Genomic DNA, 18,991 nt, shown 5'->3' on the forward strand with positions numbered 1-18,991 from the left:
GAGCCGGAAGGCCGGATGCTGTACTTGCTCGCCGAATGGATGGGGTTCGAGGGTCTCCTGAACCTCATCCGCTACCAGACCTTCCGCGCCGGGGCGACGCTGATGACCGCGCTCGTCATCGGCCTGATCATCGGCCCGCGCTTCATCGACCTTCTGCGCGTGCGCCAGGGTAAGGGCCAGCCAATCCGCGAGGACGGTCCGCAGACCCACCTCGCCAAGCGCGGCACGCCGACGATGGGCGGCCTCATGATCCTCACCAGCCTGACACTGTCCATGCTGATCTGGATGGACCTCAACAACCCGTTCGTCTGGGCCTGCCTCGCGGTGACCGCCGGCTTCGGGATCATCGGTTTCCTCGACGATCTCGACAAGGTCAGGAAGGCGAGCCACGCGGGCGTGTCGGGCAAGGTGCGGCTGCTGCTCGAATTCATCGTCGCGGGCGTCGCGTCGTGGATCATCGTCAGCCAGGTCAGCACGTTCCTCTATGTGCCGTTCCTCGTCGGCAAGGGCATCCCGCTGGGGCCGCTGTACTACGTGTTCGCGGCGATCGTGATCGTGGGCGCGGGCAACGCGGTGAACCTGACCGACGGATTGGACGGCCTCGCGACGATGCCGGTAATCATCGCGGCGGGCACGTTCGCGATCATCGCCTACCTCGCAGGCCGCGCGGACTATTCGGCGTATCTCGGCATCCCGCACGTGCCGGGCGCGGGTGAGCTCGCCATCTTCTGCGCGGGGATCATGGGGGCGGGCCTCGCCTTCCTGTGGTTCAACGCGCCCCCGGCGGCGGTGTTCATGGGCGACACCGGCAGCCTTGCCCTCGGCGGAGCATTGGGCGCGATTGCGGTGGCGACGCATCACGAGGTCGTGCTGGCGGTGGTCGGCGGGCTTTTCGTGTTCGAGGCATTGAGCGTCATCATCCAGGTCTTCTGGTTCAAGCGCACCGGCAAGCGGGTATTCCGCATGGCCCCGATCCACCACCATTTCGAACAGCTCGGCTGGTCCGAGAGCAAGGTCGTGATCCGGTTCTGGATCGTGGCGATCGTGCTCGCGCTGATCGGGCTCAGCACGCTCAAGCTGCGGTGATCACGAGCCCCGCCTTCGCCGGAAAGAAGTATGCCGTCCTCGGCCTCGCGCGCAGCGGGCTGGCGACGGTCGATGCGCTGGTGGCGGCGGGCGCGCAAGTGACCGCGTGGGACCGGCAGGAGAACGCGCGGGCCAAGGTCGATCCGGCCAACGTCCGCCTTGCCGATCCGCTGGAAATCGACCTGACCGGGTTCGACGGCGTGGTCGTCTCCCCCGGCGTGCCGCTCAACACCCACCCCATCGCCGCGCGCGCCGCGCAGTTCGGCGTGCCGGTGATCGGCGACATCGAGCTGTTCGCGCAGGCTCGCGCGAGCCTGCCGCCGCACAAGGTCGTCGGCATCACCGGCACCAACGGCAAGAGCACGACGACCGCGCTGGTCCACCACATCCTGAAGACTGCGGGCGTGCCGACCACCATGGGCGGCAACATCGGCCTACCAATCCTTGCGCAGGCCCCCTTGCCCGAAGGCGGGGTCTACGTGCTCGAGCTGTCGAGCTATCAGATCGACCTGACGCAGAGCCTCGACTGCGACGTGGCGGTGCTGCTGAATGTGACGCCCGATCATCTCGATAGGTACGAGAGCTTTGAGGCCTACGCGGCGAGCAAGGCGCGGCTATTCGATATGCAAACGGCAAGTCATCTGGCTGTCTTTGCTACAGACGACGCCGTCGCCGACCGGATCGGTACCGATGTGCTTCACGAGGCAGACCGCTACGAGGACATATGCGAGATAGCGTCAGCGACCGTTGTTGGCGACCAACCGCGATGGCCGTCGCTACAAGGGCCGCATAACGCCCAGAACGCAGCCGCCGCAATTGCCACGGCGAGGGCATTGGGCATTAGCGACGGGTCAGTCGAACAAGCTCTCCGCACCTTCACCGGCCTCCCGCACCGCATGGAGCGCGTCGCCGCGCACAACGGCGTGCTGTTCGTCAACGACAGCAAGGCGACCAACACTGACAGTTCGGCCCCCGCGCTCGCGGCGTTTCCGCCCGAGGGTCATGGCCCGCGCATCCACTGGATCGTCGGCGGGTTGCCCAAGGAAGACGGGCTGGGTGCGACGGAACAGCACCTCGCCAACGTCAAGGCCGCCTACACCATCGGCGAGGCGGGTCCGCGCTTTGCCGAACTCCTGACCGGCCGCGTCCCCGTGGTCCGAGCGGAGATGATGTGTTCGGCCCTGCGCGCAGCCATCGCGGCGGCGGTGCCGGGCGATGTCGTGATGCTGAGCCCCGCCTGCGCGAGCTTCGATCAGTTCAAGGATTACGAGCAGCGCGGCGAGCGCTTCCGCCAGTTCGTCGATGCGCTGACCGCCGACGAATACGTCGACCCCTGCTGCACGGAGCCGGCGGCATGACCGAACGCCCCTACATCCCGCGCGTGAGCGCCGCGACCGCCGCGCCGCGCTATCCCAAGTCGACCGGCGCGCAGATCAAGATCTGGTGGCGCGAAGTCGACCGCGTGCTCGTGGCCCTCGTGCTGCTGCTGATGGCGGTCGGCACCGCGGCGGTGTTCTCCGCCTCGCCCGCCAGCGCGCACCGGCTGTCGACCGCGAACGTCAAGCTGCCCGAGCTCTATTTCTACTGGGCCCACCTGCGCTGGCAGATCGTCGGCCTCGTGTTCCTGTTCGGCGCCTCGGCGCTGTCCCGCGAGAACGCGCGGCGCACCGGCATCGTGCTTGCCGCGGTGATGATCGGGTTCCTGCTGCTGGTCCCGCTGGTCGGCAGCGAGGTCAACGGCGCCAAGCGCTGGATCAGCCTCGGCATCGCGGGTTTCCAGCCGTCCGAGTTCCTCAAGCCCGGTTTTGCGATCCTGCTTGCGTGGATCGTCTCGTGGCGCACCCGCGATCCCAACATTCCCGTCGTCGCCACGGTGACCGGGGTGATGGGCCTCGTCGCCGCGCTGATGATGATGCAGCCCGATTTCGGCGGCACGATCCTGTTCGCGGGCGTGTGGTTCGTGATCGTCCTGCTCGCGGGCATTCCGCTGAAGCGCGTCGGCATCATGGCGGGCGCGGGCGCGGTCGCGCTGACGGCGACCTATTTCCTCTACGACAACGCGCGCCACCGCATCGATGCGTTCCTCGGCGGCGGCACCGCGTTCGACCAGGTCGATCTTGCCAGCCGCACGCTGCTTGCAGGCGGATGGACCGGCAGCGGGTTGTGGCTCGGCGTGCGCAAGATGAACCTGCCCGAAGCGCACACCGACTACATCTTCTCGGTAATCGGCGAGGAATTCGGCCTCGTCGCCTGCGCGATCATCGTCTGCCTGTTCCTCGCCATCGTGGTCCGCGTTCTCACGCGGCTGGTGGACGAGGAGGACCTGTTCACCCTGCTCGCCTCGGCCGGCCTCATTACGCAGATCGGCGGGCAGGCGTTCATCAACATCCTCGTCAACCTGCAGCTGTTCCCGTCGAAGGGGATGACGCTGCCGCTGGTCAGCTATGGCGGTTCGTCGACGATCGCGGTCTGTCTGGCGGTCGGGCTGCTGATCGCGTTGACGCGGCGCAATCCCTACCTCTACCGCGAGACGCCGGGCCTGAAGGCGCTGATCGCCAAGGAGCTGAATGCATGACGCGCGCAAGCCGTCACTATGTCCTCGCCGCGGGCGGCACCGGCGGGCACCTGCTGCCCGCCTATGCGCTCGCCACCGAACTCGAACGGCGCGGCCACCACGTCGCGCTGGTGACCGACAGCCGCGGCGCTGCGCTGCCGGGCAAGCCCGACTTCCTGCCCGCGCATGTGATCCCGGCATCGAAGCTGGGCAAGAATCCGCTCAAGTGGCCGGGCGGAATCTCCGCGATCCTCGAAGGGCGGCGCATGGCGCTGCGGCTTTACGAAAGCTTCCAGCCCTCCGCGGTGATTGGTTTCGGCGGCTATCCGGTGTTCCCCGCGCTGCTCGCGGCGGTCGCGGCCAAGGTGCCGAGCATCGTCCACGAACAGAACGCCGTACTCGGCCGGGTCAATCGGATGCTCGCGAGCCGGGTCGACGCGATCGCCACCGCCTATCCCGAAGTCGCTCGGCTCGCCGACAAGTATGCGGGCAAGGTCCACCTCGTCGGCAATCCCGTGCGGGCCGAGGTGCTGTCCCTGCGCGACGAACCTTTCCCGGCGTTCACCGCAGAGGGTCTGCTGCGCGTGCTCGTGACCGGCGGCAGCCAGGGCGCGCGGGTGCTGTCCGAGGTCGTGCCCGACGGACTCGCGATGCTCCCGCCCGCGCTGCGCCAGCGGTTGCAGGTGACCCAGCAGTGCCGTGCCGAGGACCTGGAAGCAGTGCGCGCGCGCTATCGCAGCCACGACATTCCGGCAGAACTCGGCACCTATTTCGAGGACATGGCCGCGCGGCTGGCCGACGCGCACCTGTTCATCGGCCGCGCGGGCGCATCGACCATCGCCGAACTGACTGCGGTGGGCCGTCCCGCGATCCTCGTCCCGCTGCCGATCGCGACCGACGATCACCAAGCGGCCAACACGCGCGAGATCGTGAAAGCGGGTGGGGCGCGGATGATCCGGCAGGAGAAGTTCACCGCCAAGGAACTCGCCAAACAGCTTCAGGCGCTCGCCCAGCGGCCCGAAACGCTCGCCACCGCGGCGCACGCGGCGTGGAACTGCGGTCGGCCCAAGGCGGCGCAGGACCTCGCCGATCTCGTCGAGAGCTTCGGCGGCGAGGAACTGATGGACGTGATCCGCGTCGGCGGCGCGAACGACCGGGCGGCGAGCCAAGGCGCGGTTGCGGGCCAAGGTGCCGCGATGGATTCCGCGCAATGAAGGGCGTGCCCACTGACATCGGTACCGTCCACTTCGTCGGCATCGGCGGGATCGGCATGTCCGGCATCGCCGAGGTGATGAAGAACCTCGGCTACAGCGTTCAGGGCTCCGACCTCAGCGAAAGCGCCAGCGTCGAGCGGTTGCGGGGGCGCGGGATCACGGTCCACGTCGGCCACCGGGCGGAGAACGTCGAGGGCGCGGGCGTGGTGGTCACCTCGACTGCCGTCAAGCGCACCAATCCCGAAGTCGTCGCAGCGCTCGAGAATCGCATCCCCGTGGTCCGACGCGCGGAGATGCTCGCCGAGCTGATGCGGCTCAAGAACACCGTCGCGGTGGCCGGCACGCACGGCAAGACCACCACGACCAGCATGATCGCCGCGCTGCTCGATGCGGGCGGAGTCGATCCCACGGTCATCAACGGCGGCGTGATCGAGCAATACGGTTCGAACGCGCGGCTGGGCGACAGCGACTGGATGGTGGTCGAGGCGGATGAGAGCGACGGCAGCTTCCTGCGCCTCGACGGGACGATCGCGGTCGTCACCAACATCGATCCCGAGCACCTCGATCACTACGGCGATTTCGACGCGGTGCGCCGCGCGTTCGTCGAATTCATCCACAACGTGCCGTTCTACGGCGCGGCGGTGCTGTGCATCGATCATCCCGAGGTGCAGGCGGTGATGGCCAAGGTGCGCGACCGCAAGGTCGTGACCTACGGCTTCAACCCGCAAGCCGACGTCGGCGCGGAGAACGTGCGGCCTGATGGCGGCGGCAACCTGTTCGATGTCGTCATCCGCCGCCTGGGCGAGGAGGACCGCCGCATCGCCGACGTGCGCCTGCCGATGCCGGGCCGCCACAACGTGCAGAACGCGCTCGCCGCGATCGCGGTCGCGCTCGAGATGGAGTGCCCGGACGATACCATCCGCACCGGCTTCGCCCAGTTCGGCGGAGTGCGCCGCCGCTTCACCCGCGTGGGCGAAGCGCGAGGGGCGACCGTCATCGACGACTACGCGCACCACCCGGTCGAAATCCGCGCCGTGCTCGCCGCCGCGCGCGAGAGCGCGGGCGCAACCGGCGGGCGCGTGATCGCGGTCGTCCAGCCGCACCGCTTCACTCGCCTGCGCGACCTGATGGACGACTTCCAGAACGCCTTCAACGACGCCGACCGGGTCTATGTGACCCCGGTCTACACCGCCGGCGAGGAGGCCATTCCGGGGGTGGACGCCGACGCGCTCGTCGCCGGGCTCAAGTCGCGCGGCCACCGCGCCGCCGCGACCGTGCCCGACCGTCAGGCGCTTGCCGCCGTGCTGGCGGACGAGATCGGCGCGGGCGACTTCGTCGTCTGCCTTGGCGCGGGCGACATCACCCGCTGGGCGGCCGAACTGCCCGGGCTGATCGAAGCGGTGCCGGCATGAGCCCGCAGGTCGGCGACCGCCACGGCTGGCGGCACGGCTCGGCGCCCACCTCGGCGATCGAGGAGCCGGCGACCGTCCCGTTCTCCACCCGCGACATTCGCGGCCGGGTGACGAAGGATGCTCCGCTCGCGCCGCTCGTGTGGTTCAAGGCGGGCGGCAACGCCGACTGGCTGTTCGAGCCCGCGGATCTCGAGGATCTCAAGGAGTTCCTCAACCGGGTCGGCGGGCGGATGCCGGTCATGCCGCTCGGCCTCGGCTCCAACATGATCGTGCGCGATGGCGGGGTGCCCGGCGTCGTGATCCGGCTCGGCAAGGCCTTCGCCACGGTTGAGGCGCGGCGCGACAAGGTGCTCGAATGCGGCGGAGGGGCGAGCGGCATCCTCGTCTCGTCGAAGGCGCGCGACGCGGGCATCGCGGGGGTCGAGTTCCTGCGCGGCATCCCCGGTACCGTCGGCGGCTTCGTGCGGATGAACGGCGGCGCGTATGGCCGCGAAGTGGCCGACGTGCTGATCGATTGCGATGTGGTCATGCCGACCGGCGACTTCGTCACGTTGCCGGCGCGCGACCTCGAATATTCGTACCGCCATTCGGCTTTGCCCGAGGGTGCGGTGGTCGTCGCCGCGCGCTTCCAGGGGCGCGAAGGCATCCCGGCAGAGATCGGCCAGGCTATGGACAAGATCGCCGCCCAGCGCGAGGCCAGCCAGCCGCTGCGCACCAAGACCGGCGGTTCGACCTTCAAGAATCCTCCCGGTGAAAAGGCATGGGAGCTGGTCGACCGCGCCGGTTGCCGCGGCCTGACGCTCGGCGGCGCGCAGGTCAGCGAAAAGCATACCAATTTCCTCATCAACACCGGCGACGCGACGAGCGCCGACATCGAAGGCCTCGGAGAACTCGTGCGCGAGAAAGTCTACGGCAACAGCGGCGTCAGCCTCGAATGGGAAATCCAGCGGGTGGGACGGCCGTGAGCGGCAAACACCACGTCGCCGTCCTGATGGGCGGCTGGGCCAACGAGCGGCCCGTCAGCCTCATGTCGGGCGAGGGCGTCGCCAAGGCGCTCGAGGCGCGCGGGCACCGAGTGACGCGGATCGACATGGACCGGCAGGTCGCCGCCCGCATCGCCGAGGCCGCGCCCGACGTCGTGTTCAACGCGCTCCACGGCGTTCCGGGCGAGGACGGCACGGTGCAGGGGATGCTCGACCTGATGGGCGTGCCCTATACGCACTCAGGGCTAGCCACCTCGGTCATCGCGATCGACAAGGAACTGACCAAGCAGGCGCTCGTCCCGCACGGCGTGCCGATGCCCGGCGGCCGCATCGTCGAGTGCGAGACGCTCTACGAAAAGGACCCGCTGGCTCGGCCCTATGTGCTGAAGCCGGTCAACGAAGGCAGCTCGGTCGGCGTGGCGATCGTCACCGAGACAAGCAACTACGGCAACCCGATCCGCAGGGACGTGAAGGGACCGTGGCAGGAATTCGACCGCCTGCTCGCCGAACCCTACATCCGCGGGCGCGAAATGACCGTCGCGGTGCTCGACGGACCCGAAGGGCCGCGCGCGCTGACGGTGACCGAACTCGTGCCCAAGTCGGGCTTTTACGACTTCGATGCCAAGTACACCGACGGGATGACCGACCACATCTGCCCGGCCGACATCCCCGAGCGGATCGCCGAGCTGTGCAAGGGATACGCGGTGCAGGCGCACCAGCTGCTCGGCTGCAAGGGGTGCAGCCGCACCGACTTCCGCTGGGACGACGAGCAGGGCGAGGACGGGCTGTTCGTGCTCGAAACGAACACCCAGCCGGGGATGACTCCGCTTTCGCTGGTCCCGGAACAGGCGAAATACTGCGGGATGAGCTACGAGGATCTGGTCGAGGCGCTGGTCGAGGAAGCGCTGGGCCGTCATCGGCTTGGGGGCAAGCATGGCTGAGACGATCAATCGCAAGGGCAAGGGCGTGCGCCGCGCGGCGGCCGCGCAGAGCCGCGCGGCGACCGCGCGCAAGGCCAAGGCGCGGACGAGCGGCGCCGTGGGCGGGGTGCTCGCGCTGTTGCCGTTCACCGAGGAGCAGCTTCACAAGGTCTTCCTCGCCATGATCATCGGCGGCGCGGTCTCGCTCGCCTGGTTCGTCGCCAGTCTCGCCGGGGTGCCCGCGCTGGCGCAGGCGCAGGTCGCCGCGCTTGCGTCCGACGCCGGGTTCGAGGTGCGCCGCGTGCAGGTGACCGGGGTCGAGCGGATGAACGAGCTCAAGGTTTACGAGCGCGTCCTCGCCGAACGCGACCGGCCGATGCCGCTGGTCGATCTCGATGCGATCCGCGCCGACCTGATGGCGCTGTCCTGGGTGGAGGACGCGCGGGTGAGCCGCCAGCTTCCCGAAACGCTGGTGGTCGACGTCGTCGAGCGAACCCCGCGCGCCGCGCTGAAGAAGCCGGGGCGGCTGGTGCTGATCGACGGAACCGGACACGAGCTCGAACCGATTACCGCCGCCAACGCCAAGGGGATGCTCAAGGTCGCCGGGCCGGGTGCGTCGAAGCAGGTCGCCGCGCTCGACGAACTGCTCGATGCCGCGCCCGCGCTGAAATCGCGCGTGACCGAGGCCGAATGGGTCGGCAACCGCCGCTGGAACCTGACATTCAACACCGGCCAGGTTCTCGCGCTGCCGCACGGCGACGATGCTTCGGCAGGCGCGCTGGTCTCGTTCGCGCGGCTCGACGGGGTCAACCGCCTGCTCGGCGGGAAGGTCGCGGCGTTCGACATGCGCGCGCCCGATCGCATCTACATGCGTATTCCCGGCCGCGCGCAGCAGGCGCTCGAAACCGCGAAGGGAGCCGAGTGATGGCCCTGCCGCGCATCGCCAAGGTCTTCGGCGCCGTCAACGTCGGCTCCTTCCGCATTTCCGCCATGATCATGGGCCTGTCCGAAACGGGCGAGATGATCGTGCTCGGCAGCGGCAATCGCGCGAGCCAGGGCATCAAGCGCGGCTACGTCACCGACATGGCGGCCGCGACCCACGCGATCCGCGACGCGGTCGAGCGGGCGGAGAAGAACGCCGGCACATCGATCCAGAGCGTCTGGGTCGGCTGCTCGGGCGCCGGCCTTGCGAGCCGGGTCGCCAAGGTCGAGATCGACATCGGCGGCCGCCGGATCGAGGACGACGATATCGAACACCTGCTGGTTGCCGCGCGCGACAGCATCCAGCCCGACGGGCGGATGGTGCTCCACGCGCAGCCGGCGCACTACACGCTCGACGGCGCGCACGGCGTCGCCAACCCGCGCGGCCTCCATGCCGAACGGCTGGGCGTCGACATCCACGTAATGCTGGCTGACGGGGCGCCGGTCAGGAACCTGATCGAGGCGGTGCAGAACGCGCACCTCGACGTGGAAGCCGTGGTCGCCGCGCCGATCGCCGCGGGCCACGCCTGCCTCACCCCCGAGGAGCGCGAACTCGGCACCGCGCTGGTCGAGATCGGCGGCGAAGTAACCAACGTCTCGCTCTACGCCAGCGGGATGCTGCTGGGCCTGACCGCGATCCCGTTCGGATCGTCCGACATCACCGATGCCATCGCCGGGGCGTTCGGCATTCGCCGCCTGCAGGCGCAGCGCCTCAAGAGCCGCTACGGATCGGCCATCGCCTCGCCCAGCGACTATAAGGACATGGTCCCGGTCAACGGCCCGGGCGACGCCGATGCCATTGGGGGCAGCGGCGCGGCCGCGCGCGGGGCGGACGACCAGAACCGTGTGCCGCGGGCCGAACTCGTCTCGGTGATCACCGAGCAGCTGTCGCGTCTCACCGACGAGATCGGCCGTGCGCTCAAGGGCATGGGCTTTACCGGGGCCAAGGGCGGGCAGGTCGTCGTTACCGGTGGCGGGTCGGAGCTCGCCGGCATCGCCGAGTTTCTCCAGAGCGCGCTCGGCCGCCCGGTACGCGTCGGCAAGCCGCCCGCGTTGCGCGGCCTTGGCGAGGCGAACGCGACGCCCAGTTTCGTGACGCTGGCGGGCCTGTGCCTCTACGCTGCGGACGACCCGCTCGACATCCGCGCGGTCGGCCCGCGACATACTCCGACCACCCGCTACAGCGGCGTCGGCATCGTGAACCGGGTCGTGCGTGCGATGAAAGAGTATTTCTGAGTGTTAACTCTCGCTGTGGATAAGGAAAAACGTCCTATCCCGAGACGAATCGCTTCGTGTAAGACTGTCTTGGAACAATTCTCACCCCGGAAGGGCACCCAATGAGCATCAACATCGGTCCGCCAGCCACCGACGACCTGCGTCCCAAGATCATGGTGATCGGCGTGGGCGGCGCGGGCGGCAACGCGATCGCCAACATGATCAACGCGCAGATCGAGGGTGTCGATTTCATCGTCGCCAACACCGATGCGCAGGCGCTGTCGAACGCGACCGCCGAAAAGCGCATCCAGCTCGGCCCCGACATCACCGGTGGCCTGGGCGCAGGCGCGCGTCCCGAAGTGGGCAAGGCCGCTGCCGAAGAAACCGTAGCCGAGCTCGAGGACGCGCTCGAGAACGTGAACATGTGCTTCATCGCCGCCGGCATGGGCGGCGGCACCGGCACCGGTGCGGCCCCGGTCATAGCCGAGGCCGCGCGCCGCAAGGGCGTGCTGACCGTGGGTGTCGTCACCAAGCCGTTCCTGTTCGAAGGCACGCGCCGGATGCGCGCCGCCGAAGCGGGCATCGAGGAACTGCAGAAGCACGTCGATACGCTGATCGTCATTCCCAACCAGAACCTGTTCCTGGTCGCCAAGGCGGAAACGACCTTCAAGGAGGCCTTCATGCTGGCGGACGAGGTCCTGCAGCAGGGCGTCCGCTCGATCACCGACCTCATGGTCATGCCGGGCCTCATCAACCTCGACTTCGCTGACGTGCGGTCGGTGATGCAGGAAATGGGCAAGGCGATGATGGGCACCGGCGAGGGCGAGGGCGAGAACCGCGCGCTCGAAGCCGCCGAACGCGCGATCGCCAATCCGCTGCTCGACGGCGTCAGCATGGCCGGCGCCAAGGGCGTGATCATCTCGATCATCGGCGGCGAGGACATGAAGCTGCTTGAGGTCGACGAGGCCGCGAACCACATCCGCGAGCTGGTCGACGAAGACGCGAACATCATCTGGGGTTCGGCGTTCAATCCCGATCTCCAGGGCAAGATCCGCGTCTCGGTCGTGGCGACCGGCATCGACGGGACCGGCGAGGCAATGGCGAGCGAACCGCGCTCGTTCTCGCTCGGCGCCAGCCGCGCGCCCAAGCGGCCCGTGCTCGAACTGCCGACCGCTGCCGAGGTCGAGCCGACACCGGCATACACGCCGTCGTACGAAGCCGAAGCGGCCGAGATCGAAGACGCCGACGACAGCTACGGCAGCTACGGGAGCGAGCCCGAAGCCGAAGCCGCTCCGCTCGATCTTGGCGCGGCGTCGGGCGGCTATGCCGGCGACGCCGACGAGGAAGAGCCCGAGGGCGCCGCCGATTACGACGACGACGTCGACGAGATCGTCGATCCGCTTGCCGGCCTGCGCAACGACCGCGACGACGAGGGTGAGGAGGATGGCTGGGACGATGCCGCGCCGCTCGACCTGACGGCCGAGGCGCCGACCGCGCCCGCAAAGCAGGACGAACTGTTGCTCGATGCCGATCGACTGGCCGAACAGGACGAGCCGGTGCGCGCGCAGCTCGGCGGCGGTCGCCGACGCGGTCTTGTCACTGGCGGCGAAGAGGGCGGTGCCGCACCCGCGCCGAGCGCCGGCAGCACGCTGTTCGAACGCATGGCCAACCTGTCGCGCGGCGGCAGCAAGGCCAGCGACGACGAGGACGAGGATGACGACGACGGCGGTTCCGCCTCGCTCAGCATCCCGCGGTTCCTTGGGCGCCAGAACAACCAGTAACCGCGCTGTGCGCTCGTTTGGCGCGGGTTCAGCCGCGGCCGGGCATAGGGGCGAGCCATGACCCAGTCTCTGACCCGCGCGCGGGGTAATTCGCGCACCCGTTCGGCGCGGACCCGCGCCGCGCGGGTCCTGCTCGCCACCCTGCCGCTCGCGCTCGCATCGGTTCCGGTCGCGGCGCAGAACTATGCCGTCGTCCAGGCGGTGCCGGGACCTGCTTCGGGCGATCTCAGCTCCGCATTGCAGCGGCTGGCGCGCAACCCGACGGACTTCGACGCGCTGGTGCTGGCGGGCAAGGCGTCGCTCGCGCTCGACGATGTCGATGCGGCGATCGGCTTCTACAGCCGCGCGCAGTCGATCCGCGCGGGCGATCCGCGGGTCATGGCGGGCCTCGCTTCGGCCAACTTGCGCTCCGGCCGCCCGATCGAGGCGCTCGAGATGTTCCAGCAGGCCGCCGCCGCTGGCGCGCAGCCCGCCACGCTCGGCGCCGATCGCGGCCTCGCCTACGATCTCGTCGGCGATAACGTCTCGGCGCAGGCGCAGTACAAGCTGGCGCTCGCGATGGCGCGTGACGAGGAGGTGCTGCGCCGCCTCGCGATCAGCCAGGCGATTTCGGGCAACACCCGCGATTTCGAGGCGACGCTGCTGCCGCTGCTCCAGCGCCGCGACCTCGCCGCCTATCGCGCCCGCGCGTTCGGCCTGGCGATCCTCGGCAAGGAAGATGAAGCGGTCTCGATCGTCGAAGCGGTGATGCCGCGCGACCTCGCGGGCCGGATGACGCCGTACCTGCGCTACATGCCCAAGCTGACGCGGGCGCAGCAGGCGGGTGCCGCCAACCTCGGCAATTTTCCGCGCGCGGCGCAGATCGGCCGCGACGATCCGCGCTTTGCCGCCTACTCCAGCGCTGCGACGGGTGCTCCCGCCGGTGCCTCCGACGCGCGGCTCGCACCTGTCGGCGAACCGCTCGGCCCGCGCAGCCGGGTGGGTCGGCGCCAGTCGGCGAGCGAGCGACAGACCCGCGCCCAGCCCGTTCCGACACCAACTCCGGCTCCGGTGCGGGTCGCCCGCGTCGATCCGATCCGTCAGGCGCCCGCGCGCATCGTGGCCCCGCCGCCACCGCCACCGCCTCCTCCACCGCCGCCTCCGCCGCCACCACCTCCGCCGCCGCCACCACCTCCGCCGAGTGCGCCTTCAGAGCTCCCGCCCGCGACCGTCGCGCGGCCCGTCCTCGTGGCCGAGTTGCCGCCGTCCACCGTCGGCGCGTCGAGTCCGGGGGCCGGTAACGCGCTCTCGACCGTCCTCGCCAGCCAGCAATCGGTAGCGCCCGTCAGGATCGTGCCGACTCCGGTGCCCGGCAATCGACCTGCCTTGGCGTTGCCCGGTGCCGAGACGATGTTGCCCGAGGAGCTGCGGGCGCGCGAGGCGGCTGCCGCTGCGGCGACGGTTGCGACCTCGCCGCCGAGTCAGGCGATCAGCCAGCCGGTCGTCGAGCCGACCCCGGCGGGCCTCGCCGATGCGTTCGCCGAATTCACCGCCGCGCCGACCGCCAAGGTGCCTGCGGCAGGCGCAGTCGACATCACCGCGCTCAAGCCCAAGCGCGAAGTGGCCAAGCCCCCAGCGCCTCCGCCGCCTCCGCCTCCGCCGCCCAAGCCCAAGGCGCCGAGCCGGATGTGGGTGCAGGTCGCGACGGGCAAGGACCTGAAAGCGCTCGCCTTCGACTGGCGCAAATTCGAGAAGAAGGCGCCCGCTCTTCTCGGAAAACGCGATGCGTTTACCGCCAAGTGGGGCGTTTCGCAGCGCCTGCTGACAGGACCGATCGATTCGGCGAAGACGGCGAACAAGCTCGTCTCCGACCTCAAGGCGGCCGGGATCGACGCTTTCACCTTCACCAGCGAAGTCGGCGAGGAAGTCGCTCCGTTGAAGTAGTCCACGGCGTTCGAACCGCTTTTGCACAGGCTGTGAACAGGGTTATATCGTTGTCCCCAGCCGTTAACCACGCGGCGTTTGCAGGCTGGCGACGCGGGCGGCATCCAGCCCTCACAACGACGAGGATGGGATCGCGAATGATGAGAACCGGGCAGGACGACTATGCCTCGGCGGCCGACGATGCCGCCCCGGTCGATATGCTCGCGGCGCTGTTCGAAGCGCGCGGCTGGCCGCACGAGATCGTCTCGGCAGACGAGATTTCGGCGGAGATCCAGGGCAGCTGGACCACCTACCAGGTGCGCGCGATCTGGCGCGCGGACGATAACGTGCTGCAATTGCTGTGCCTGCCCGACGTGCGCGTGGCCGACACCAAGCGCCGCGCGGCGCACGAATTGCTGGCGCTGGTCAACGAGCAGCTCTGGCTCGGCCACTTCGACGTGTGGTCGCAGGGCGGGATGCTGGTCTATCGTCATGGGCTGCTGCTCGGCGACGAAGGCCTGCTCAGCGTCGGCCAGGCGCAAGGCCTGATCGAGACCGCGATCGACGAATGCGACCGCTTCTACCCCGCGTTCCAGTTCGTGCTGTGGGGCGACAAGACCCCGCAGGATGCCCTCGCGAGCGCGATGGTCGACGCCGCGGGCGAGGCCTGAGCTTTCCCCTCCCGCTTGCGGGAGGGGTTAGGGGTGGGCAAGAGCGCATCCGACAGGCCCACCCCCGGCCCCTCCCGCAAGCGGGAGGGGGGAGACACGTGCATGACCAGCTTCCAGTCGATCCTCGTCGCCGGCTACGGCTCCATGACCGGTGCAATGGTCGAAGGTTGGCTTGCTTCGAGGTTTCCCGCGCGCGCGATCACGGCTTACGGCCCGCGCGAGAAGGTCGTTCCCGAAGGCGTGTGCTTCACCACCACGATCCCCGACGGTCCGTTCGATGCTCTGGTGCTCGGCTTCAAGCCGCAGATGATCGCGCGCGCCGCGCCGCCGCTGGAGCGGATCGCGGGGCCGGACACGGTCGTGGTCTCGCCGCTCGCCGGGGTTGAACTCGCCAGCCTCGCGCGCCAGTTCCCGCGTGCGGGCGGGATCGTTCGGCTTATGCCGAACCTCGCCGCGGCGCTCGGCAAGTCGCCCAACGCACTGGTCGGGCAGGGCCTCGACGAAGCAGCGACGGCGCGGGTGACCGACCTCGCCGCGCGGCTCGGCAGCGCCGAGTGGCTGGCGGACGAGAGCCAGTTCGAACTGGTGACCGCGCTCGCCGGGTCGGGGCCGGGGTTTGTCTATCGGTTTATCGATGCGCTGGCAGCCGGTGCGACCCGGCTGGGGCTCGACGCTGACCAGGCGGAGCGTCTCGCGGTGCAGATGGTCGAGGGGGCCGGCGCGCTCGCCGCCGCCTCGCCGCTGTCGCCCGGCGACCTCGCGCGCAAGGTCGCCAGTCCCGGCGGGATGACGCAGAAAGGCCTCGATGTGCTGGACGAGGGTGAGGCGCTGACCCGGCTCGTCACCGAAACCCTGCGGGCCGCCCGCGACCGGGGCCGCGAAATGGCCGCTGCGGCGCGCGAAGAGGGTTAACCGGGCGGGGTCCGGTTTTCCTTGAATCCTCGGACCTAAACCCCGATATTGCCGCTACCGGCTTGTCGTCGCTCGGCGCCGGAATGGAGATTGTGATGGCTGATTTCAACGATCCCCGCACGACGACGGCCGGCCTCGGGTCGGTTCCGCGCGCTGGCGGGCAGGTCGTGTTCGACGCAGGGCTGCGCAAGCACATGCTGTCGATCTATAACTACATGACCAGCGGGGTGCTGCTGACCGGCATCGTCGCCCTGCTGACCTACAACTCGGGTATGGCGATCAACTTCGCTCGCGGTCCGCTGATGTGGATCGTCGCGCTGTCGCCCCTCGCGATCGTTTTCGCGATGAGCTTCGGGCGGAACCGCTTTTCGAAGACCACGCTGCAGATGATGTTCTGGGGCTTCGCGGCCCTGATGGGTCTGTCGCTGTCGACCATCTTCCTCGTCTTCACCGGCGGATCCATCGCGGTCACGTTCTTCGCCACCGCCGCCGCCTTCGCGGGGTTGAGCCTGTTCGGCTACACCACGCAGAAGAGCCTCAGCGGCATGGGCACGTTCCTGATCATGGGCGTGGTCGGCCTCGTCGTCGCGATGATCGCCAACATGTTCATCCAGAGCCCGGCGCTGATGTATGCCATCAGCTTCATCGGCGTGCTGATCTTCGCGGGCCTGACCGCCTACGATACGCAGCGGCTCAAGGAAGAATACGCCTACCTTCGCGGCACCGATTTCGCCGGAAAGGCGATCATCCTCGGCGCGCTGACGCTGTACCTGGACTTCATCAACATGTTCCAGTTCCTGCTCAGCTTCATGGGTAACCGCGAATAACGCTTCGTCGCACAGGCGATTCGCTTCGTCGTGCCCGGGGGACTAACCGTCCCCCGGGCATTTTCTTTGTCAGAGCGGGCAGATAGGAGCGTTTGCTTCAGCCGCGCGAAAGGCGCGGCCCTGCATTTTATGCGGGCAGAGGAGGGCCGCGCCGCATGTTCCAGTTTTCGAATGCACCCGTCAAAATAGCAATGCTCGCCGTCGGCGTGGCCGCGCTCGGCGCGTGCAAGACGCCGCCGCCCCCTCCTCCCCCTCCGCCGCCGCCGCCCCCTCCGGTCGAGGTCATCCCCTATCGCCCGCTTCCGCCCGGTAGCGCGGCCTACAATATGACCGTTCCGGCCCGCGGGCTCGACGGCCAGCGGGTGACAGTGCTCAAGGGGCTGACCGACGACCAGCGGCTGTGGTACTTCCGCTCGGCATGGAACGTCGCGGCGCTCAACTGCGTCGGTCCGAACGACCAGCCGATCCTCGACGGATACCGCACGTTCCTGACCGCCAACACCAAGACGCTGCGCGCGGTCAACCAGCGGCTCGACGCGTACTACGCCAAGCAGCATTCCAGCAAGAATGCCGCGATCGCGGACCGTGAGCGGCAGATGACGATCGTCTACAACTACTTCGCCATGCCGCCCGCGCGCACCGAGTTCTGCAACGCGGCGCTGCAGGTCGCTGCGGCGCAAGCCGCGATGCCGAAGGCCGATCCCGCCGCATTGGCCGCGGCGAACTTCGTGCAGTTCGAGATGCCGTTCGAGAACTTCTTCACCGCGTACGAGCAGTACCAGCGCGATTCCGCGGCGTGGGATGCGCAGTACGGTGCCCGCTACGGCGCGTCGCAGCCGGGCTATGTCGCGGTCCATGGCTCGGGTGTCACAAGCTTTCCGCAGGCCGGCATAAGCAATCCTGCGGCGACGACGACGCAGCCGGTGATCCAGGCCGGCGCGGTGACCGACAGCGACACCGGGGCGACGATTCCGGTGATCCCCGTGCCGCAGACCGAACAGTCGGTGCCGGTCGTCCAGCCGGTCGCGAAGGATGCCCCGAAGCAGTAGGCGACGGGCGAACAAATCGCTTTTCTTCGGCGGGCGGGTTCGCTAAGCGGCCCGCTCTTCGCCGGGGTAGACCGGTGTCGAAGGAACTGGAACGGGGCCGTAGCTCAGCTGGGAGAGCGCGTCGTTCGCAATGACGAGGTCAGGGGTTCGATCCCCCTCGGCTCCACCAGTTCGCCGATAACGGCTTCCGGTCGGCCTGCAAATGGCACCGTCCTCCGCTTCCGGTGCTCACGACCCTGAAGGCCGCTGCGCGCCGGTTCTCGGTCGGCACCATTTTCGGCTCGACCGGAAGCCGTTCTCGGCAAACTGGACCAGACAATTCGGGCGGACACGACTTTTCCGCGCTGATAGGCTAGCGGACCGAATATGCATTTCCTCGACCAAGCCAAGATCTATGTGAAGTCCGGTGCGGGCGGCCCGGGCGCCGTCTCGTTCCGGCGCGAGAAGTACGTCGAGTATGGCGGACCCGACGGCGGCAACGGCGGCAAGGGCGGTGACATCGTGTTCGAGGCGGTGCAGGGCCTCAATACGCTGATCGACTTCCGTTACACCCAGCACTTCAAGGCCGCGCGCGGCGGGCACGGGATGGGCAAGGACCGCACCGGTGCCAGCGCGCCCGACCTGGTAATCGAGGTGCCAGTGGGCACGCAGGTCCTGTCCGAGGACAAGGAAGAAGTGCTCGCCGACTTCACCGAAGTCGGCCAGCGTATCGTCCTGCTCGAAGGCGGCATGGGCGGCCGCGGCAACGCGAGCTACAAGACCAGTACCAACCGCGCCCCGCGCCAGCACCAGCCGGGCATTCCCAGCGAGGAGGCGTGGGTCTGGCTGCGGTTGAAGCTGCTGGCCGACGTCGGCCTCGTTGGCCTTCCCAATGCGGGCAAGAGCACCTTCATCAACCAGGTCTCGAACGCGCAGGCCAAGGTCGGCGCCTATGCCTTCACCACGCTTGTTCCCAAGCTCGGCGTGGTCCGCCACCGAGGTCGCGAGTTCGTGCTCGCCGACATTCCCGGCCTGATCGCGGGCGCGGCGGACGGGGCGGGCATCGGCGACCGTTTCCTCGGCCATATCGAGCGCTGCCGCGTGCTGATCCACCTGATCGACATCTCGGGCGTCGACCCGGCGGAGGCCCTCGCGATCGTCGAGGAAGAACTGGCGGCTTATGGGGAAGGGCTGGAAGACAAGCCGCGCCTGATCGCGCTCAACAAGATCGACTTGGCCGATACCGAGCTGGCGGGCGATTTCGCCGACGAACTGCTCGCAGCGGGCGCCGCTGCCGTGTTCCCGATTTCCGGCGCCACGGGCGAGGGTGTCGAGGCGCTGCTCGACGCCGCGCTCTCCTACCTTCCCGATCGCACCGCGACCGAGACCAAGGGCGTGGAGGTCGAGGACGTGCCCGAAGAGGGCGGCGACTGGTCGCCGATCTAGGGCCACCCAAAGCGGGGATGGTGTTGGACTGGCGGGCCGGGCGCGCTAAGCGGCCCCTC

Annotated in this window: 16 protein-coding genes and 1 tRNA gene; all 17 read left to right on the forward strand. The window is 68.7% G+C overall.

The features are described from left to right. Positions 1-15: 15 nt before the first annotated feature. The gene (mraY, locus tag ACWPMX_RS02430) at positions 16-1,086 is read left to right on the forward strand and encodes a phospho-N-acetylmuramoyl-pentapeptide-transferase (protein WP_455698463.1); all 1,071 of its coding nucleotides are present in this window, start codon (positions 16-18) and stop codon (positions 1,084-1,086) included. Continuing rightward, complete coding sequence (gene murD, locus ACWPMX_RS02435) at positions 1,083-2,444, forward strand: UDP-N-acetylmuramoyl-L-alanine--D-glutamate ligase (RefSeq protein ID WP_455698464.1); 1,362 nt, start codon at positions 1,083-1,085, stop codon at positions 2,442-2,444. The genes mraY and murD overlap by 4 nt, the downstream gene beginning before the upstream one ends. After that, a complete protein-coding gene (locus ACWPMX_RS02440; RefSeq protein WP_455698465.1) occupies positions 2,441-3,661 on the forward strand; it encodes an FtsW/RodA/SpoVE family cell cycle protein in 1,221 nt (406 codons plus the stop codon). Before murD ends, ACWPMX_RS02440 begins: the two co-directional genes overlap by 4 nt. Then, entirely contained in the window at positions 3,658-4,854 is a 1,197-nt protein-coding gene (gene murG, locus ACWPMX_RS02445; RefSeq protein WP_455698466.1) for an undecaprenyldiphospho-muramoylpentapeptide beta-N-acetylglucosaminyltransferase, read from the forward strand. Before ACWPMX_RS02440 ends, murG begins: the two co-directional genes overlap by 4 nt. After that, a complete protein-coding gene (gene murC / locus ACWPMX_RS02450; protein WP_455698467.1) occupies positions 4,851-6,266 on the forward strand; it encodes a UDP-N-acetylmuramate--L-alanine ligase in 1,416 nt (471 codons plus the stop codon). The genes murG and murC overlap by 4 nt, the downstream gene beginning before the upstream one ends. After that, positions 6,263-7,231, forward strand: a complete 969-nt coding sequence (gene murB / locus ACWPMX_RS02455; protein WP_455698468.1) for a UDP-N-acetylmuramate dehydrogenase — start codon at positions 6,263-6,265, stop codon at positions 7,229-7,231. The genes murC and murB overlap by 4 nt, the downstream gene beginning before the upstream one ends. After that, complete coding sequence (locus ACWPMX_RS02460; protein ID WP_455698469.1) at positions 7,201-8,190, forward strand: D-alanine--D-alanine ligase; 990 nt, start codon at positions 7,201-7,203, stop codon at positions 8,188-8,190. Before murB ends, ACWPMX_RS02460 begins: the two co-directional genes overlap by 31 nt. Continuing rightward, the gene (locus tag ACWPMX_RS02465) at positions 8,183-9,094 is read left to right on the forward strand and encodes a cell division protein FtsQ/DivIB (protein WP_455698470.1); all 912 of its coding nucleotides are present in this window, start codon (positions 8,183-8,185) and stop codon (positions 9,092-9,094) included. Before ACWPMX_RS02460 ends, ACWPMX_RS02465 begins: the two co-directional genes overlap by 8 nt. Next, positions 9,094-10,386 (forward strand): cell division protein FtsA, encoded by a 1,293-nt coding sequence (gene ftsA, locus ACWPMX_RS02470; RefSeq protein WP_455698471.1) that lies wholly within the window; start codon positions 9,094-9,096, stop codon positions 10,384-10,386. Before ACWPMX_RS02465 ends, ftsA begins: the two co-directional genes overlap by 1 nt. A gap of 101 nt (positions 10,387-10,487) precedes the next feature. Beyond that, positions 10,488-12,146, forward strand: coding sequence for a cell division protein FtsZ (gene ftsZ, locus ACWPMX_RS02475; RefSeq protein ID WP_455698472.1), 1,659 nt, complete (start codon positions 10,488-10,490; stop codon positions 12,144-12,146). A 57-nt stretch (positions 12,147-12,203) separates the two neighbouring features. Continuing rightward, positions 12,204-14,069, forward strand: a complete 1,866-nt coding sequence (locus ACWPMX_RS02480) for an SPOR domain-containing protein (protein WP_455698473.1) — start codon at positions 12,204-12,206, stop codon at positions 14,067-14,069. 140 nt (positions 14,070-14,209) lie between these two features. Then, on the forward strand, positions 14,210-14,719 hold the full coding sequence (locus tag ACWPMX_RS02485) for a YbjN domain-containing protein (RefSeq protein WP_455700711.1): 510 nt from the start codon (positions 14,210-14,212) through the stop codon (positions 14,717-14,719). A gap of 102 nt (positions 14,720-14,821) precedes the next feature. Continuing rightward, positions 14,822-15,631: a pyrroline-5-carboxylate reductase family protein gene (locus ACWPMX_RS02490; RefSeq protein WP_455698474.1), complete on the forward strand. Its 810-nt coding sequence runs from the start codon at positions 14,822-14,824 to the stop codon at positions 15,629-15,631. Between the two features lie 95 nt (positions 15,632-15,726). After that, entirely contained in the window at positions 15,727-16,458 is a 732-nt protein-coding gene (locus ACWPMX_RS02495) for a Bax inhibitor-1/YccA family protein (RefSeq protein ID WP_455698475.1), read from the forward strand. A 191-nt stretch (positions 16,459-16,649) separates the two neighbouring features. Beyond that, on the forward strand, positions 16,650-17,507 hold the full coding sequence (locus tag ACWPMX_RS02500) for a hypothetical protein (protein WP_455698476.1): 858 nt from the start codon (positions 16,650-16,652) through the stop codon (positions 17,505-17,507). Between the two features lie 93 nt (positions 17,508-17,600). Then, a tRNA-Ala gene (locus ACWPMX_RS02505) sits at positions 17,601-17,676 on the forward strand. Positions 17,677-17,873: 197 nt separating this feature from the next. Beyond that, the gene (obgE, locus tag ACWPMX_RS02510; protein ID WP_455698477.1) at positions 17,874-18,932 is read left to right on the forward strand and encodes a GTPase ObgE; all 1,059 of its coding nucleotides are present in this window, start codon (positions 17,874-17,876) and stop codon (positions 18,930-18,932) included. The last annotated feature ends 59 nt before the right edge of the window (positions 18,933-18,991 follow it).

The sequence above is a fragment of the Tsuneonella sp. HG094 genome (genome assembly GCF_053819285.1).

Excerpts from the sequence above, each read along its gene's own strand:
- mraY (WP_455698463.1), top strand. The coding sequence starts at position 16 with ATGCTGTACTTGCTCGCCGAATGGATGGGGTTCGAGGGTCTCCTGAAC.
- ACWPMX_RS02440 (WP_455698465.1), top strand. The coding sequence starts at position 2,441 with ATGACCGAACGCCCCTACATCCCGCGCGTGAGCGCCGCGACCGCCGCG.
- murG (WP_455698466.1), top strand. The coding sequence starts at position 3,658 with ATGACGCGCGCAAGCCGTCACTATGTCCTCGCCGCGGGCGGCACCGGC.
- murC (WP_455698467.1), top strand. The coding sequence starts at position 4,851 with ATGAAGGGCGTGCCCACTGACATCGGTACCGTCCACTTCGTCGGCATC.
- murB (WP_455698468.1), top strand. The coding sequence starts at position 6,263 with ATGAGCCCGCAGGTCGGCGACCGCCACGGCTGGCGGCACGGCTCGGCG.
- ACWPMX_RS02460 (WP_455698469.1), top strand. The coding sequence starts at position 7,201 with ATGGGAAATCCAGCGGGTGGGACGGCCGTGAGCGGCAAACACCACGTC.
- ACWPMX_RS02465 (WP_455698470.1), top strand. The coding sequence starts at position 8,183 with ATGGCTGAGACGATCAATCGCAAGGGCAAGGGCGTGCGCCGCGCGGCG.
- ftsA (WP_455698471.1), top strand. The coding sequence starts at position 9,094 with ATGGCCCTGCCGCGCATCGCCAAGGTCTTCGGCGCCGTCAACGTCGGC.
- ftsZ (WP_455698472.1), top strand. The coding sequence starts at position 10,488 with ATGAGCATCAACATCGGTCCGCCAGCCACCGACGACCTGCGTCCCAAG.
- ACWPMX_RS02480 (WP_455698473.1), top strand. The coding sequence starts at position 12,204 with ATGACCCAGTCTCTGACCCGCGCGCGGGGTAATTCGCGCACCCGTTCG.
- ACWPMX_RS02485 (WP_455700711.1), top strand. The coding sequence starts at position 14,210 with ATGAGAACCGGGCAGGACGACTATGCCTCGGCGGCCGACGATGCCGCC.
- ACWPMX_RS02490 (WP_455698474.1), top strand. The coding sequence starts at position 14,822 with ATGACCAGCTTCCAGTCGATCCTCGTCGCCGGCTACGGCTCCATGACC.
- ACWPMX_RS02495 (WP_455698475.1), top strand. The coding sequence starts at position 15,727 with ATGGCTGATTTCAACGATCCCCGCACGACGACGGCCGGCCTCGGGTCG.
- ACWPMX_RS02500 (WP_455698476.1), top strand. The coding sequence starts at position 16,650 with ATGCTCGCCGTCGGCGTGGCCGCGCTCGGCGCGTGCAAGACGCCGCCG.
- obgE (WP_455698477.1), top strand. The coding sequence starts at position 17,874 with ATGCATTTCCTCGACCAAGCCAAGATCTATGTGAAGTCCGGTGCGGGC.